At 60.0% G+C, this 13,847-nt stretch carries 18 protein-coding genes and 1 pseudogene; 13 read left to right on the top strand and 6 right to left on the bottom strand.

All coding sequences use genetic code 11. The features are described from left to right. Positions 1-26 precede the first annotated feature (26 nt). Both PMI23_RS22835 and fliK read right to left on the bottom strand, forming a co-directional pair. Positions 27-356 (bottom strand): EscU/YscU/HrcU family type III secretion system export apparatus switch protein, encoded by a 330-nt coding sequence (locus PMI23_RS22835; RefSeq protein ID WP_007919976.1) that lies wholly within the window; start codon positions 354-356, stop codon positions 27-29. Further along, positions 353-1,927: a flagellar hook-length control protein FliK gene (fliK, locus tag PMI23_RS22830; RefSeq protein WP_007919973.1), complete on the bottom strand. Its 1,575-nt coding sequence runs from the start codon at positions 1,925-1,927 to the stop codon at positions 353-355. Before fliK ends, PMI23_RS22835 begins: the two co-directional genes overlap by 4 nt. A gap of 197 nt (positions 1,928-2,124) precedes the next feature. On the opposite strand from fliK, the gene ccmA reads away from it, so the two are divergent. The 10 genes from ccmA to PMI23_RS22780 all read left to right on the top strand — a co-directional run bounded on the left by ccmA (position 2,125) and on the right by PMI23_RS22780 (position 9,505). Continuing rightward, on the top strand, positions 2,125-2,760 hold the full coding sequence (gene ccmA / locus PMI23_RS22825) for a cytochrome c biogenesis heme-transporting ATPase CcmA (protein WP_007919971.1): 636 nt from the start codon (positions 2,125-2,127) through the stop codon (positions 2,758-2,760). After that, complete coding sequence (gene ccmB, locus PMI23_RS22820; RefSeq protein WP_007919970.1) at positions 2,757-3,425, top strand: heme exporter protein CcmB; 669 nt, start codon at positions 2,757-2,759, stop codon at positions 3,423-3,425. The genes ccmA and ccmB overlap by 4 nt, the downstream gene beginning before the upstream one ends. Before the next feature lie 78 nt (positions 3,426-3,503). Then, positions 3,504-4,259, top strand: coding sequence for a heme ABC transporter permease (locus PMI23_RS22815; RefSeq protein WP_042705014.1), 756 nt, complete (start codon positions 3,504-3,506; stop codon positions 4,257-4,259). After that, complete coding sequence (gene ccmD, locus PMI23_RS22810; protein ID WP_007919966.1) at positions 4,256-4,432, top strand: heme exporter protein CcmD; 177 nt, start codon at positions 4,256-4,258, stop codon at positions 4,430-4,432. Before PMI23_RS22815 ends, ccmD begins: the two co-directional genes overlap by 4 nt. Next, positions 4,429-4,884: a cytochrome c maturation protein CcmE gene (gene ccmE / locus PMI23_RS22805; protein WP_007919964.1), complete on the top strand. Its 456-nt coding sequence runs from the start codon at positions 4,429-4,431 to the stop codon at positions 4,882-4,884. Before ccmD ends, ccmE begins: the two co-directional genes overlap by 4 nt. Positions 4,885-4,887: 3 nt before the next feature. Continuing rightward, the gene (locus PMI23_RS22800) at positions 4,888-6,876 is read left to right on the top strand and encodes a heme lyase CcmF/NrfE family subunit (RefSeq protein ID WP_007919962.1); all 1,989 of its coding nucleotides are present in this window, start codon (positions 4,888-4,890) and stop codon (positions 6,874-6,876) included. Further along, complete coding sequence (locus PMI23_RS22795) at positions 6,873-7,409, top strand: DsbE family thiol:disulfide interchange protein (protein WP_007919961.1); 537 nt, start codon at positions 6,873-6,875, stop codon at positions 7,407-7,409. Before PMI23_RS22800 ends, PMI23_RS22795 begins: the two co-directional genes overlap by 4 nt. Further along, complete coding sequence (locus PMI23_RS22790; RefSeq protein ID WP_007919960.1) at positions 7,406-7,876, top strand: cytochrome c-type biogenesis protein; 471 nt, start codon at positions 7,406-7,408, stop codon at positions 7,874-7,876. The genes PMI23_RS22795 and PMI23_RS22790 overlap by 4 nt, the downstream gene beginning before the upstream one ends. Beyond that, on the top strand, positions 7,873-9,075 hold the full coding sequence (gene ccmI, locus PMI23_RS22785; RefSeq protein ID WP_007919959.1) for a c-type cytochrome biogenesis protein CcmI: 1,203 nt from the start codon (positions 7,873-7,875) through the stop codon (positions 9,073-9,075). Before PMI23_RS22790 ends, ccmI begins: the two co-directional genes overlap by 4 nt. Positions 9,076-9,100: 25 nt before the next feature. Continuing rightward, complete coding sequence (locus PMI23_RS22780) at positions 9,101-9,505, top strand: hypothetical protein (RefSeq protein WP_007919958.1); 405 nt, start codon at positions 9,101-9,103, stop codon at positions 9,503-9,505. 56 nt (positions 9,506-9,561) lie between these two features. On the opposite strand, the gene PMI23_RS22775 is transcribed toward PMI23_RS22780, so the two are convergent. The 3 genes and pseudogenes from PMI23_RS22775 to PMI23_RS30205 form a co-directional block, all read right to left on the bottom strand. After that, positions 9,562-10,137, bottom strand: a complete 576-nt coding sequence (locus PMI23_RS22775; protein ID WP_081498761.1) for a PIN domain-containing protein — start codon at positions 10,135-10,137, stop codon at positions 9,562-9,564. After that, on the bottom strand, positions 10,134-10,601 hold the full coding sequence (locus tag PMI23_RS22770) for a helix-turn-helix domain-containing protein (RefSeq protein WP_007919953.1): 468 nt from the start codon (positions 10,599-10,601) through the stop codon (positions 10,134-10,136). The genes PMI23_RS22775 and PMI23_RS22770 overlap by 4 nt, the downstream gene beginning before the upstream one ends. Before the next feature lie 241 nt (positions 10,602-10,842). Then, positions 10,843-10,921, bottom strand: a pseudogene (locus PMI23_RS30205) (SDR family oxidoreductase); the annotation flags it as partial. A 185-nt stretch (positions 10,922-11,106) separates the two neighbouring features. Here PMI23_RS30205 and PMI23_RS22765 point away from each other — a divergent pair. Further along, positions 11,107-11,319, top strand: coding sequence for a type II toxin-antitoxin system HicA family toxin (locus PMI23_RS22765; protein WP_007919951.1), 213 nt, complete (start codon positions 11,107-11,109; stop codon positions 11,317-11,319). Beyond that, the gene (locus tag PMI23_RS22760; RefSeq protein WP_007919949.1) at positions 11,319-11,723 is read left to right on the top strand and encodes a type II toxin-antitoxin system HicB family antitoxin; all 405 of its coding nucleotides are present in this window, start codon (positions 11,319-11,321) and stop codon (positions 11,721-11,723) included. The genes PMI23_RS22765 and PMI23_RS22760 overlap by 1 nt, the downstream gene beginning before the upstream one ends. 69 nt (positions 11,724-11,792) lie before the next feature. Here PMI23_RS22760 and PMI23_RS22755 read toward each other — a convergent pair whose 3' ends face one another. After that, positions 11,793-12,980, bottom strand: coding sequence for an MFS transporter (locus tag PMI23_RS22755; protein WP_007919947.1), 1,188 nt, complete (start codon positions 12,978-12,980; stop codon positions 11,793-11,795). Positions 12,981-13,221: 241 nt separating this feature from the next. On the opposite strand from PMI23_RS22755, the gene PMI23_RS22750 reads away from it, so the two are divergent. Next, positions 13,222-13,833 carry a DUF5666 domain-containing protein gene (locus PMI23_RS22750; RefSeq protein WP_007919944.1) on the top strand — a complete coding sequence of 204 codons (612 nt, stop codon included), beginning with the start codon at positions 13,222-13,224 and terminating at the stop codon, positions 13,831-13,833. Positions 13,834-13,847 lie beyond the last annotated feature (14 nt).

Raw genomic sequence — 13,847 nt, 5'->3', positions numbered from 1 at the left:
AGGCTGCGATCTTTTGCTTTTAAGGCTTAATAATCATCGCCGCGATCAGTGATGTCCTTCTCGACCATCGGCGCATTCGGGTCCTGCCCCTCGGGAAATTTGCCCTTCAGATTCCACGCAAACGCGATGATCTCGGCGATGGTGCGATACAGCTCTTCGGGAATGCTGTCGCCCAGTTCCATCCTCGCCAGCAAGCGCACCAATTCAGCATTCTCATAGATCGGCACTTCGCAATCACGAGCAATGCGCAGGATTTCTTCGGCCAGTTCATCATCACCCTTGGCGGTGAGGGTCGGGGCGTGGTTGCCGTCGTATTTGAGGGCGATGGCCTGGCGTGGGGCAGTGGAATCGTTCATGCGGTTTCGTCGACCCAGCGGTGTTCGAGGCGGGTTTGGTTGCCCTGCGGCGGGGTGCCGAGGTGGCAGTCGAGGTCGCCAACGTTCAGCCCGCGATCGAGCAGGCGCTGGCGCAGGGCGAACAGGTTGTTGCCGATCAGGTCGGCGGTGTAAGGCCGTTCGGCCCATAGTTGGCTGGACAGGCTGCCGGCGATCAACTGCGCCTGAATCTGCATCGGCCCGAGCGGTTCCATGTCGAACGCCAGATCGACGCGCCACAGTTGCTGCTTGGGTTCGCGCTCGTCGCGGCGCTCGTTCGGTTGCGGTTCGCGCTCCGGCGCTTCTTCACGCTGAAACTTGACCTGCAACGGCACGATGTCCTGCAGGTTGCGCATGGGGATTTCCAGTTGCCAGGTGCTGAGCAGACGCCCGTCGTCGGTGACGCCGGTCTGCTCCAGGCTCGACAGTTGATGGCTTTGCAGGCGCGAAACCGCGGCAGCAGCGAGGCGCAGCAATTGCTCCAGATCGCCTTCGCCGTCCTGACTTTGCAGCAAACGCTCGGGCAGCGGGAAGCTGCTGGGCACCGGTTTGGCGCTGACCTGGCCGAGCATGCCGAGGGCGTTACGGACGAAGCTCGGCAGCGCTTGCGCCAAGGTGTTGGCGGCGATGATCGCGTTGAAACTGGTGCTGCTCGGCAGGCCCGGGGTCAGTTGTGCGATCAGCTTGAGCAGATCGGCTTTCATGTCCGGAGCCAGCGTCGGGTTCTGGCCGGTCAGCAGTTTTGCTTCGAGGAACGCGCCGCTGTTGGCCAGCGCCAGCGCGACGCCTTTGGCGGTGCTCAGTTGTTGCACGTCCGGCAGGCTGGCAAGGAGTTTGTCGACCACCGCGCGCAAATCCTGCGATGTCTGATCGGTATCGCTCGGCAGATTTTGCAAAGCATTCAGCAACCCTGTCAGGGATGCCTGGCGACTTTGCTGACCGAGCAGTTGCTGACTGACGGCCAGTTGTTCCTGGCGGCTGCTCATCGGCAGAAACTTGAGGGTTTGTGAGTCTTCCACCAACGCCGACAGCAAGGTGCCAATGCGCAGCGGCTGCGGGCTGTCGATGGTCAATGTGCTGCCGCTCTGTGCGGTGTTGAGCAGGCTGACCAGCGAGCGGAACACCGCTGCCTGCCCCGGCGTCTGCGGTAGCGCCTGCGAGGTCAGCACTTTGCCTTGCAGCAGCGTGCCGACCGGCAATTGCGCGGTGTCGATGCGGGTGAGGGTGGCGACGCTGCTGGCAATCGCCTGCTGCACGGTAATCGCCAGATTGCCCGCCGAGGGCTGAGTGATCGCCAGACTGGTGCCTTGCGGCAACGGCAGATTGCTGGTCGCCTGCACGGTGGTCTGGCGTCCGCCGTCGACGGTCACCTTGAGCAATAACTGAAAGGTCTGGTCCGCCTGCTTGAGCGACAACACCTCGGCCTTGGCGCTTTGCCCGGCGCCGATCAGGCCTTCGACCGGGGTCAGCAGCTTGAGCAGCTCACCGACCTGCGGGCGAACGGTCGCCGGGGTGGTGGGCGGGAGCGGGAGGATGTTCATTTCGCCTGTCATACGCGGACACAACCTGAGGAAATTGCACTCTTGAGAGTAAGGCACGACATGTATAATGCCGCCCGTCTTGCGCTTCGAATAAAAAACATAGCAATTGTTTGACCCAGCTCTCTAGATCGAGCCGTCAATGCATCTATGCTGCATCTCTTTAACGGCCGCGCCAGAGCCGACTTGAACCGTATAAGGCCCGTGATCCCTTGACCAGTCCTGTCCTGCAAACCGTTGCCCTCGCGTGTGAACGTGATCTGCGGCTGCTCTTCGAAAATCTCGAATTGAGACTCGCCAGTGGCGATATGGTGCAGATCAGCGGACCCAACGGCAGCGGTAAGACCAGTCTGTTACGCCTGCTATCCGGGTTGATGCAGCCGACCGCCGGGCAAGTCCTGCTCAATGGCCAGCCGCTGAGCGAACAACGCAGCGAACTCGCACGCAACCTGCTGTGGATCGGCCACGCCGCCGGGATCAAGGATTTGCTCACCCCGGAAGAAAACCTGTCTTGGCTCTGCGCGCTGCATCATCCCGCCGAACGCGAGGCCATCTGGCAAGCGCTGGCAGCTGTAGGATTGCGCGGTTTCGAAGATGTTCCCTGCCATAGCCTGTCCGCCGGTCAGCAGCGCCGCGTGGCGCTGGCACGCTTGTATCTCGACAGCCCGCCGCTGTGGATTCTCGATGAGCCGTTCACCGCGCTGGACAAGCAAGGCGTGGCGCAGCTCGAAGAACATCTGGCCGGGCACTGCGAACGCGGTGGTCTGGTGGTGTTGACCACGCACCACACGCTGAGCCGGATGCCGGCCGGTTATCGCGACATCGATCTGGGGAACTGGTCAGTATGAGTGTGTTTGGCCTGCTGGTTGCCCGTGAATCCCGATTGCTGTTTCGCCGCCCGGCGGAACTGGCCAATCCACTGATTTTCTTCGCCATCGTCATCGCATTGTTCCCGCTGGCCGTCGGCCCGGAAACTCAAGTGTTGCAAAACCTGTCCCCCGGGTTAGTCTGGGTGGCGGCGCTGTTGTCGGTCCTGCTCTCGCTGGACGGGCTGTTCCGCAGTGATTTCGAAGACGGATCCCTGGAACAGTGGGTCCTTTCGTCGCACCCGCTGCCACTTCTGGTCTTGGCCAAGGTGCTGGCACACTGGCTTTTCTCCGGTCTGGCACTGGTTCTGCTCTCACCGCTGCTGGCGTTGATGCTCGGTTTGCCTGCCGCCTGTCTGCCGGTTTTGCTGCTTTCGTTGCTGCTGGGAACACCGGTGCTGAGCTTGCTCGGCGCGGTGGGCGCGGCGCTGACGGTCGGTTTGAAGCGTGGCGGCCTGTTGCTGGCGCTGCTGATTTTGCCGTTGTACATCCCGGTGTTGATCCTTGGCAGTGGCGCCTTGCAGGCCGCTCTACAAGGCATGCCGGCGACCGGGTATCTGCTGTGGCTGGGTAGCCTGACCGCCCTGGCGATCACCCTGACACCGTTTGCAATAGCTGCTGGCCTGAAGATCAGCGTCGGCGAATAATGAGGTCTGGTTAAAATTTAACCAGCAAAGACCCTGAGACTGCTCACACCGATGAGCGGCACCCGTGATGGAAACAGTATGAACTGGACCTGGTTTCACAAGCTCGGCTCGCCCAAGTGGTTCTACGGCATCAGCAGCAAGTTCTTGCCATGGCTGAGCATCGCAGCGTTGCTGCTGATTGGCGTCGGCGTCGTTTGGGGCCTGGCCTTCGCGCCGCCGGACTATCAGCAAGGCAATAGCTTTCGCATCATCTACATCCACGTACCCGCCGCGATGCTCGCTCAGTCGATCTACGTGATGCTGGCGGTGTGCGGCATCGTGGGCCTGGTGTGGAAGATGAAACTGGCCGACGTCGCCCTGCAATGCGCCGCGCCGATCGGCGCGTGGATGACCGCCGTAGCGCTGGTCACCGGGGCGATCTGGGGCAAACCGACGTGGGGCTCGTGGTGGGTCTGGGACGCGCGTCTGACCTCGATGCTGATTCTGCTGTTTCTGTATTTCGGCGTGATCGCGCTGGGCAATGCCATCAGCAACCGCGACAGCGCCGCCAAGGCCTGCGCCGTGCTGGCCATCGTCGGTGTGATCAACATTCCGATCATCAAATACTCGGTGGAGTGGTGGAACACCCTGCACCAGGGCGCGACCTTCACCCTCACCGAAAAACCGGCGATGCCGGTGGAAATGTGGCTGCCGCTGCTGCTGACGGTGCTGGGCTTCTACTGCTTCTTCGGCGCCGTGCTGTTGCTGCGCATGCGCCTTGAAGTGCTCAAGCGCGAAGCCCGCGCCAGTTGGGTGAAAGAAGAAGTGCAGCACAGTCTGGAGGCCGCTCGATGAGTTTTGCTTCATTCGGCGACTTCCTCGCCATGGGCCATCATGGCCTGTATGTCTGGTCGGCCTACGGCATCTGTCTGGCGGTGCTGGTCCTCAACGTGGTGGCGCCGATTGCGGCCCGCAAGCGCTATCTGCAACAAGAGGCGCGTCGTCTGCGCCGGGAGAACGGCAAGTGAATCCGCTGCGCAAGAAACGTCTGATCATCATTCTGGCCATTCTGGTCGGCGTCGGCGCTGCCGTCGGCCTGGCCCTCAGCGCCCTGCAGCAGAACATCAATCTGTTCTACACGCCGACCCAGATCGCCAACGGCGAAGCGCCGCAAGACACGCGCATTCGCGCCGGAGGCATGGTTGAGGCCGGTTCGTTGCAGCGCTCGAAAGATTCGCTGGACGTCAAATTCGTCGTCACCGACTTCAATAAATCCGTGACCATCGCCTATCGCGGCATCCTCCCGGATCTGTTCCGCGAAGGGCAGGGCATCGTCGCCCTCGGCAAGCTCAACGCCGACGGCGTGGTAGTGGCCGATGAAGTGCTGGCCAAGCACGACGAGAAGTACATGCCGCCGGAAGTGACCAAAGCCTTGAAAGACAGCGGTCAATCGGCACCAACGCCTGCGAAGGAGGGTTGATCGATGACATCGGCAATTTTTATTCCTGAACTCGGTCATCTGGCGATGATCCTGGCGCTGTGTTTTGCGCTGGTGCAGGCCGTGGTGCCATTGATTGGCGCCTGGCGCGGCGACCGTTTCTGGATGAGTCTGGCCCAGCCTGCCGCGTGGGGGCAGTTTGCGTTTTTGCTGTTCGCGTTCGGCATTCTGACCTACGCGTTCATGACCGATGACTTCTCCGTCGCCTATGTGGCGAACAACTCCAATACCGCGTTGCCGTGGTACTACAAATTCAGTGCAGTGTGGGGCGCTCACGAAGGGTCGTTGCTGTTGTGGGCGTTGATCCTCGGCGGCTGGACCTTCGCGGTGTCGGTGTTCTCGCGGCAATTGCCGCAAGTCATGCTCGCTCGTGTACTGGCGGTGATGGGCATGATCAGCACCGGTTTCCTGCTGTTCCTGATCCTCACGTCCAACCCGTTCAAACGCATCCTGCCGCAAATGCCCAGCAATGGCGCTGACCTCAATCCACTGTTGCAAGACATCGGCCTGATCGTGCACCCGCCGATGTTGTACATGGGTTACGTCGGCTTTTCGGTGGCGTTTGCCTTCGCCATCGCCGCGTTGATGGGCGGTCGACTGGATGCCGCGTGGGCGCGCTGGTCGCGTCCCTGGACCATCGTCGCCTGGGCCTTCCTCGGCATCGGTATCACCCTCGGTTCGTGGTGGGCGTACTACGAACTCGGCTGGGGTGGCTGGTGGTTCTGGGACCCGGTGGAAAACGCCTCGTTCATGCCATGGCTGGTCGGCACCGCGCTGATTCACTCGCTGGCGGTCACGGAAAAACGTGGCGTGTTCAAGAGCTGGACGGTGTTGCTGGCGATTGCTGCGTTTTCGCTGAGCCTGCTTGGCACGTTCCTCGTGCGTTCCGGCGTGCTGACTTCGGTGCATGCGTTTGCCTCCGATCCGGAGCGCGGCGTGTTCATCCTGATCTTTCTGTTGTTCGTGGTCGGCGGCTCGCTGACGCTGTTCGCCCTGCGCGCACCCGTGGTCAAGAGTCAGGTCGGTTTCAACCTGTGGTCGCGGGAAACCCTGCTGCTGGGCAACAACCTAGTGCTGGTCGTTGCTGCGTCGATGATTCTGCTCGGTACGCTGTATCCGCTGATTCTTGATGCCCTGAGCGGCGCGAAAATGTCGGTCGGCCCGCCGTACTTCAACGCGCTGTTCATTCCGTTGATGGCGCTGCTGATGATGGTCATGGCGGTCGGCGTGATCGTGCGCTGGAAAGACACGCCGGTGAAATGGCTGGCCGGCATGCTGACCCCGGTGCTGCTCGGCAGCGTCGCGCTGGCGGTGGTGGCCGGTGTCGCTTACGGCGATTTCAACTGGGCGGTGATCGCGACCTTCCTGCTCGCTGCGTGGGTATTGCTCGCCGGTGCGCGCGACATCGTCGACAAGACCCGGCACAAAGGCTTGATCAAAGGTTTACCGACCCTGACCCGCAGTTATTGGGGCATGCAGATCGCGCACCTCGGCATCGCCGTGTGTGCGCTCGGCGTGGTGTTGTCGAGTCAGAACAGTGCCGAACGCGATCTGCGTCTGGCACCGGGCGAGTCGATGGATCTGGCCGGTTATCACTTTGTCTTCGAAGGCGCCAAGCACTTCGAAGGGCCGAACTTTACCTCGGACAAAGGCACGATTCGGGTCATTCGTGACGGCAAGGAAGTCAGCGTGCTGCACCCGGAAAAACGTCTGTACACCGTGCAGAACTCGGTGATGACCGAAGCCGGTATCGACGCCGGTTTCACCCGTGACCTTTACGTCGCCCTCGGTGAACCGCTGGACAACGGCGCGTGGGCGGTGCGCGTGCACGTCAAACCGTTTGTGCGCTGGATCTGGTTCGGCGGCTTGCTCACTGGTTTTGGTGGATTGCTGGCGGCGCTGGATCGACGTTATCGGGTCAAGGTGAAAGCCAAGGTGCGTGAAGCACTGGGCATGACGGGAGCGGCTGCATGAGACGTTGGTTGATGCTGGTGCCACTGGCGATTTTTCTGCTGGTGGCGGTGTTTCTTTATCGCGGTCTGTATCTCGATCCGGCGGAGTTGCCGTCGGCGATGATCAACAAGCCGTTCCCGGAGTTTTCCCTGCCCAACGTGCAGGGCGACAAGAGCCTGACCAAAGCTGACATTCTTGGCAAACCGGCGCTGGTCAACGTTTGGGGCACCTGGTGCATTTCCTGCCGGGTCGAGCATCCGGTGCTGAACAAACTCGCCGAGCGCGGCGTGGTGATCTACGGCATCAACTACAAGGACACCAACGCTGATGCCTTGAAGTGGCTGGCCGAATTCCACAATCCGTATGCGCTGGACATCCGTGACGATGAAGGCTCGCTGGGCCTGAACCTCGGCGTCTACGGCGCGCCGGAAACCTTTTTCATCGACGCCAAGGGCATCATCCGCGACAAGTACGTCGGCGTGATTGATGAACAAGTCTGGCGCGAAAAACTCGCCGCCAAGTATCAGGCGCTGGTCGATGAGGCCAAGCCATGAAGCGCTTTATGGCTGCGCTGATATTGGGTTTGAGTCTGGTCGGTGTCGCCCATGCCGCCATCGACACCTACGAGTTCGCCAAAGAAGGCGATCGTGAGCGTTTTCGCGAGTTGACCAAGGAACTGCGCTGCCCCAAGTGCCAGAACCAGGACATCGCTGACTCCAACGCACCGATTGCCGCGGACCTGCGCAAAGAGATTTTCCGCATGCTCGGCGAGGGCAAGGACAACCAGCAGATCATCGACTTCATGGTCGATCGCTACGGTGATTTCGTTCGCTACAAACCGGCGCTCAACGCCAAGACTGCTCTGCTCTGGTTCGGCCCGGCCGGCCTGCTGCTCGGTGGTCTGGTGGTGATCGCGGTGATCGTCCGCCGTCGTCGCGGCCAGCGTGCCGAGACTCCGCAAGCGCTGTCCAGCGAAGAGCGTCAGCGCCTCGACCAACTGTTGGATAAAAACCAAGAATGATTGATTTCTGGCTTGCCGCAGGGCTGTTGCTTCTGGTCGCCCTGAGTTTTCTGCTGATCCCGGTTTTGCGCGAACGTCGCGCCCAGCGTGAAGAGGATCGTACTGCCCTGAACGTTGCGCTGTATCAGGAGCGCGTCGCCGAGTTGCAATCGCAACAGGCTGAAGGTGTGCTCGACGCCGCGCAAATGGACAGCGGTCGTGCCGAGGCGGCGCGTGAGTTGCTGGCCGATACCGAAGGGGTTGCCGCACCGCGTATCTCGAAACTGGGTAAACCGTTGCCGCTGCTGGCGGCAGTCTTGGTGCCAGTGCTGGGCCTCGGCCTGTATATGCACTTCGGTGCTGCCGACAAAGTCGAGCTGACCCGCGAATTTGCCCAGGCACCGCAGTCGATGGAAGAAATGACCCAGCGTCTGGAACGTGCTGTTGCGGCGCAACCGGATTCCGCTGAAGGCCTGTATTTCCTCGGTCGTACCTACATGGCTCAGGAACGCCCGGCGGACGCGGCGAAGATGTTCGAACGCGCTGCCAATCTGGCCGGACGTCAACCGGAGCTGCTCGGTCAGTGGGCGCAGGCGCAGTATTTTGCTGATGGCAAAAAGTGGTCGGCGAAGATTCAGGCCCTGACTGACGAAGCGCTGAAGGCGGATCCGAAAGAAGTGACCAGCCTTGGTTTGCTCGGTATCGCTGCGTTTGAAGGCGAGCGTTATCAGGAAGCGATCGATTACTGGAACCGTCTGCTGGCGCAACTGCCGCCTGAGGATAGCTCCCGCGCCGCGCTGCAAGGCGGGATCAAACGCGCCGCCGAACGTCTGGAAGCCAGTGGCGGCAAGGTCGCTCAGGCGCCCGTAGCCGCGAAAGCCGCTTTGTTGAAAGTCAGCGTCGATCTGGCCAGCGAACTCAGAAGCAAAGTGCAACCGGGCGACAGCGTATTCATTTTCGCCCGCGCCACCTCCGGTCCACCGGCACCGCTGGCAGCCAAACGCCTGACCGTGGCCGATCTGCCGGTGACCGTTGAACTGGGTGATGCCGACGCAATGATGCCGCAGTTGAAACTGTCGAACTTCCCTGAAGTCCAACTGGTTGCGCGCATCTCCCGCGCCGGCCAACCGACTGCCGGCGAGTGGGTCGGTCGCAGCGGCCCTCTGGCCAGCAGCACCACTGCGCTACAAAAACTGACCATCGACAGCCCGGACAAATAACCGGACACAACAGGAAAGCACCGCCATGCACACCATCGCCCGAATCACAGTCCTCACACTGGCCCTGGGCTTGAGTGCATGTGCGGTGCAACGACCGGAACCGACGACGAATTTGCCGCCAATCCCGCCGTCGCAACCAAGCCCGACCCCGTCGACCTCACCGACCCCAGGCAAAAGCATCCCGGCGAAACCGGCCAAACCGGTGCCGCGCACCTCGGCCAGCTTCGCCCCGCCACCGGGCGGCAACAGCCACTGGGACCAGAAGCTCGGCGTCTACGTCCTCGACGACCAGACCAACACCTTCTACCGCCAGCGCACCTACTACCGCTGGAACAACGGCTGGAGCCGGTCCGTCAGCCCCAACGGCCCGTGGGAAGACACCAATATCCACGGCGTGCCACCGGGGTTGGGCAAGAAATTCGGGCAGTAAATGAAAACGGCGATCTTCGGATCGCCTTTTTTTGTCTGTCGATTGCGCTGGTGATTTCACAGGATCGCGCGGTAGCTGCCGAGCGCTTGAATCGACTTCTTCAACCCCTGACGTTGTAGCAAACTCAGAAACGATTCGACGTCCATCGTGGGTGTTTTCAATTGTTTGCGTTGGTGCTGCGCGGCTGCGACAACGGCTGCCGAATCCAGATGAAACAGGTTTTCGACGAACTCATCCGGGTGTTGCGCCTCAATACCGAAAGGGGCGAGGTATTTGTCGGGAAAATCTTTCAAATTAAACGTCACGATCACGCCAGCATTGCAACGAATCGCTGCTGCCAGAACATGGCGGTCATCCAGATCGGGCAATGACAATCCACTGACCAAATTTTCATAGTCGTAGACGCAGGCATCGGGAATCGCCTGATCCATCAGCTCCGAGGTGCGATCCAATTGCTCGATTGTCAGGTCAGTGCGGTTCTTCAACAGATTGCGTTTCCATTCGCCGTGAATCTCCTTGGTCCATCGTGCCCGGAATAGCCCTGAGAGGGCTAACCACATCAAAAAGTCTCTCAATGGGGCTGGGTACAAAACACATGCATCGTATACAGCAGTGAAAGAGGAATGCCTCACTCGTAACCTGTCCTTAACGCTTGTGCCTGCTCTGCGAGAAGCATCATTGCCTGCTCGCTGGCGCTGTCACGCCGGGTCTTATAATCCATCAGATCGGCAAAGCGCACACGTCGGTGCTTGCCGGTTTTGTGGTAGGAAATCTCGCCACTTTCCAGCAGTTTAATCATGTGCGGGCGTGAGACGTTGAGCAGGTCGGCGGCTTCTTGGGTGGTCAGTTCGGCGTGTACTGGCACGACTTTAACGGCGTTGCCCTCTGCCAGCGCTGTAAGAATGTCAGCAAGCAAGCGCAGGGCGGACGTTGGCAACTCGACACGATGAGCTTCGTTCTGCTCATCGAAGATATGTATGTGCTGGGTTTCGAATTGGGTAGCGAGGTAAGCGGCCAAGGCACGCTGGCCCTCGATGGCGGCTTTGATCTCGCGCTCTACGGGGAGGGTGACCGGCGGATGAATAACAATCGACATGATGGTTTTCCAGCTTTCTGAAAAGACAATGTCTGGACGTTATTCGAATTAAACGAAAATCGCAATAAACGAAACGTTACGCGTCAATGGTTGCTCACTAGAAGCCCGTGGACACACTCAACAATCGCCCTTGCCTTGGCACTCGCCATCTGCCCCGTCGGAAAAACCGCCCACACATCGTTATCCGGCAGCGTCCACTCCTACAGGGGAGTCGTATTGATTAAAACGAGGCTTTACCGACCTAGGAGCCGCCATCGACGAACAATGTCTGCCCGGTGATGAAGCCACTCTGTTCTGAAGGTAGAAACTGCCATTGCCATAACAATCCCTTCTGGTCTTCCATTGTTCAGGGCTTTGGATGTGAGCCGCTGAGTGTATTCGGGTCCGGTTGCGATGCAATCAATCACATTCTGTAAAACAACCGGGCGTCGCTTCCAGAATTTCTATGCTTGAGTAAATATAACTCTAGAGTTATTTTTGTGAGGCCAAGGCAAGGAGGCGGTTGGTGCAGAGCAGGCTATTGATCAAGGAGTTGGAGGAGGCAGGTTGGACGCTGGATCGGGTCACCGGCAGTCATCACATCTTCAAGCACCGATACAACCCGTACACGATTCCCGTCCCACATCTGAAAAAGGATTTGCCGTTGGGAACGGTCAAAAGCATCAGGCGGCGTGCCGGGTTGTACAACCCGCCAGCCAGTTTCGAAGGAGATCCGTAATGCAATATCCAATCTGTATCGAGTGGGGAGACGAGAACACTGCCATCGGTATTCAGATCCCCGATATTCCTGGCGCCGTTACGGCAGGGGACAGCTTTGAAGATGCCTACAAGGCGGCGGTCGAAGTCGCCCACATCATGCTGCAGGAGATTGCGGCGGACGGGGAGTCGATTCCTATGCCGACTTCGACATCCGCTCATCGCAGTAATCCAGAATTTGCCGAGATGGGCTGGGGCATGCTTGAGCTGGACATTTCGCCCTATCTCGGCAAAACCGAAAAGGTCAACGTAACGCTGCCTGGTTACGTGATTCAGCGCATCGACCGTTACGTGCGCGAACACAACGTCAAAAGCCGCTCCTCCTTTCTGGCGGATGCGGCAATGGAGAAACTGGTTCGTTATTAAGCTTCCTCGCTCCCCCAGGCTCAGTGAATAGCCTGTGGGAGCGAGCCTGCTCGCGAAGCATTTGCCGCCTTACGCCGCTGCCAATGAACCACGCTGCGAAACACTCAAAAACCGCAACAGCGCCAACAGCGGAAAAACACTGCCGACAATCACGATCCACAACCAGCCGCCATGCTCGTACACCGCACTGGCCACCGACGAGCCGAAGGCGCCACCGATGAAGATGCTGGTCATGTACAGCGCGTTCAGCCGGCCACGGCTTTTCGCGTCCAGTGAGTACACCGCGCGCTGGCCGAGGACCATATTCATCTGCACGCAGAAGTCGAGCACCACGCCGGTCACGGCCAGGCCGATGACGCTGTAGGCCGGGTGGATGAAGGCGGGCAGGAAACTCAGGCTGGCGAAGAGCATGGCCAGCAGCGAGGCGATGCGGGTGTGGCCGGCATCGGCTAGGCGTCCGCTGATCGGCGCGGCGATGGCACCGATGGCGCCGACCAGGGCGAAGATGGCGATTTCGCTTTGCGACAAACCATGGTTGCGCGCCAGTTCCAGCGGCACGGCGGTCCAGAACAGGCTGAACGTGGCGAACATGCAGCCCTGATAAAACGCCCTTTGGCGCAGTACCGGTTGCTGGCGCAGCAGGGTCCACAGCGAACCGATCAACTGACCATAGGTGGCGCTGTGATCAGGCTGGCGTTTGGGCACGGTCAACGCCAATACAACGCTGATCGCTGCCATCAATGCGGCGGCAATCATGAACATCGCGCGCCAGCCCAAATGGTCGGCCACCACGCTCGACACCGGCCGTGCCAACAGAATACCCAGCAGCAAACCACCCATGATCCCGCCGACCACACGACCGCGAGACTCTTCCGGCGCGAGATGCGCTGCCAGTGGAATCAGAATCTGCACCGACACCGAACTGAAACCCACCAGGAGCGAGATCAGCAGGAACACATTCGGCTGATCGGTAAACGCCGCCGCCAACAGGCTGGCGATCGCCACCACGGTGGTGATGATCATCAACCGGCGGTTCTCCAGCAGATCACCCAGCGGCACCAAAAAAAACAGGCCCAGCGCATAACCGATCTGCGTCAGCGAGACGATGAAACTGGCCATGGTGTCGGAGAGGCCGATGTCCGGCGCGATCAGGCCGATGATCGGCTGCGCGTAGTAAATGTTGGCAACGATGGCGCCGCAGCAGAAGGCGAACAGCAGCACCATGCCTCGGGTCATTGCGTGAGTGGTGGCGGTCATAAGGTTTCTCGATCCAGCGAAAGGGAATGCGGTGAGGCTATGGGACAAACCCGATGGGCAGAAGGCGCCTTCGGTCGATATCAGTTATTCCGTTGCGGAATGACCGTGGCTGTCGCATGTCATCCATCGGCGAACCTTGCGTCCGACCGTCAGGGGGCGATGATACATTCACTTACATCCTGTTCGATAGCGTGCTTATGTTTGCATTGGCTTGTACAACATTGATGACCGGAGGATTGCAATGAAGCTTCGCCTTACTGCAACGATTGTTCTGATCAGCCTGCTGGGCGCGACGAGCGTGCAGGCCGCTGATGCACCGGGGATGCGCCTCGGCGTGCGCGGCGAGATTACCGGGGTCAGCGCCGATTCACTGAAAGTCCACGTCAACAGCGGCGAGAACGTGGTGATCCAGTTGACAGGCGACACCAAGGTTCGCGCGGTCACCCTGGCCAATATCGAAGACATCAAACCCGGCAGTTACATTGGTTCGGCGGCGATGCCACAGGAGGACGGCACGCTCAAGGCGCTGGAAGTGCATGTGTTTCCGCCGGAATTAGCCGGAAGTGGCGATGGTCATCGACCGTTCGATCTGGCCAAGGGCAGCAGCATGACCAATGGCAGCGTCGGCGATCTGGTGGTGAGCAACGGGCGGGTGCTCACGGTGAACTACAAGGGCGGGCAGCAGAAGATTCTGGTGCCGGAGGATGTGCCGATCGTGAATCTCGAGCCGGGGGATCGGAGCTTGCTGAAGGTTGGGGTGAAGATTGTTACGTTCGTCACGCAGGGGGCGGATGGCACGCTGACGGCGCAATCGATTTCTGCGGGTAAGGATGGGGTGACGCCGCCGATGTAAAGCCCCTCACCCTA

The organism is Pseudomonas sp. GM24, assembly GCF_000282235.1.
In the GTDB taxonomy this organism is placed as follows: Bacteria; Pseudomonadota; Gammaproteobacteria; order Pseudomonadales; family Pseudomonadaceae; genus Aquipseudomonas.
The sequence above is the reverse complement of the archived record's forward strand: the minus strand, read 5'-3'. Positions and strand labels throughout refer to the sequence as shown.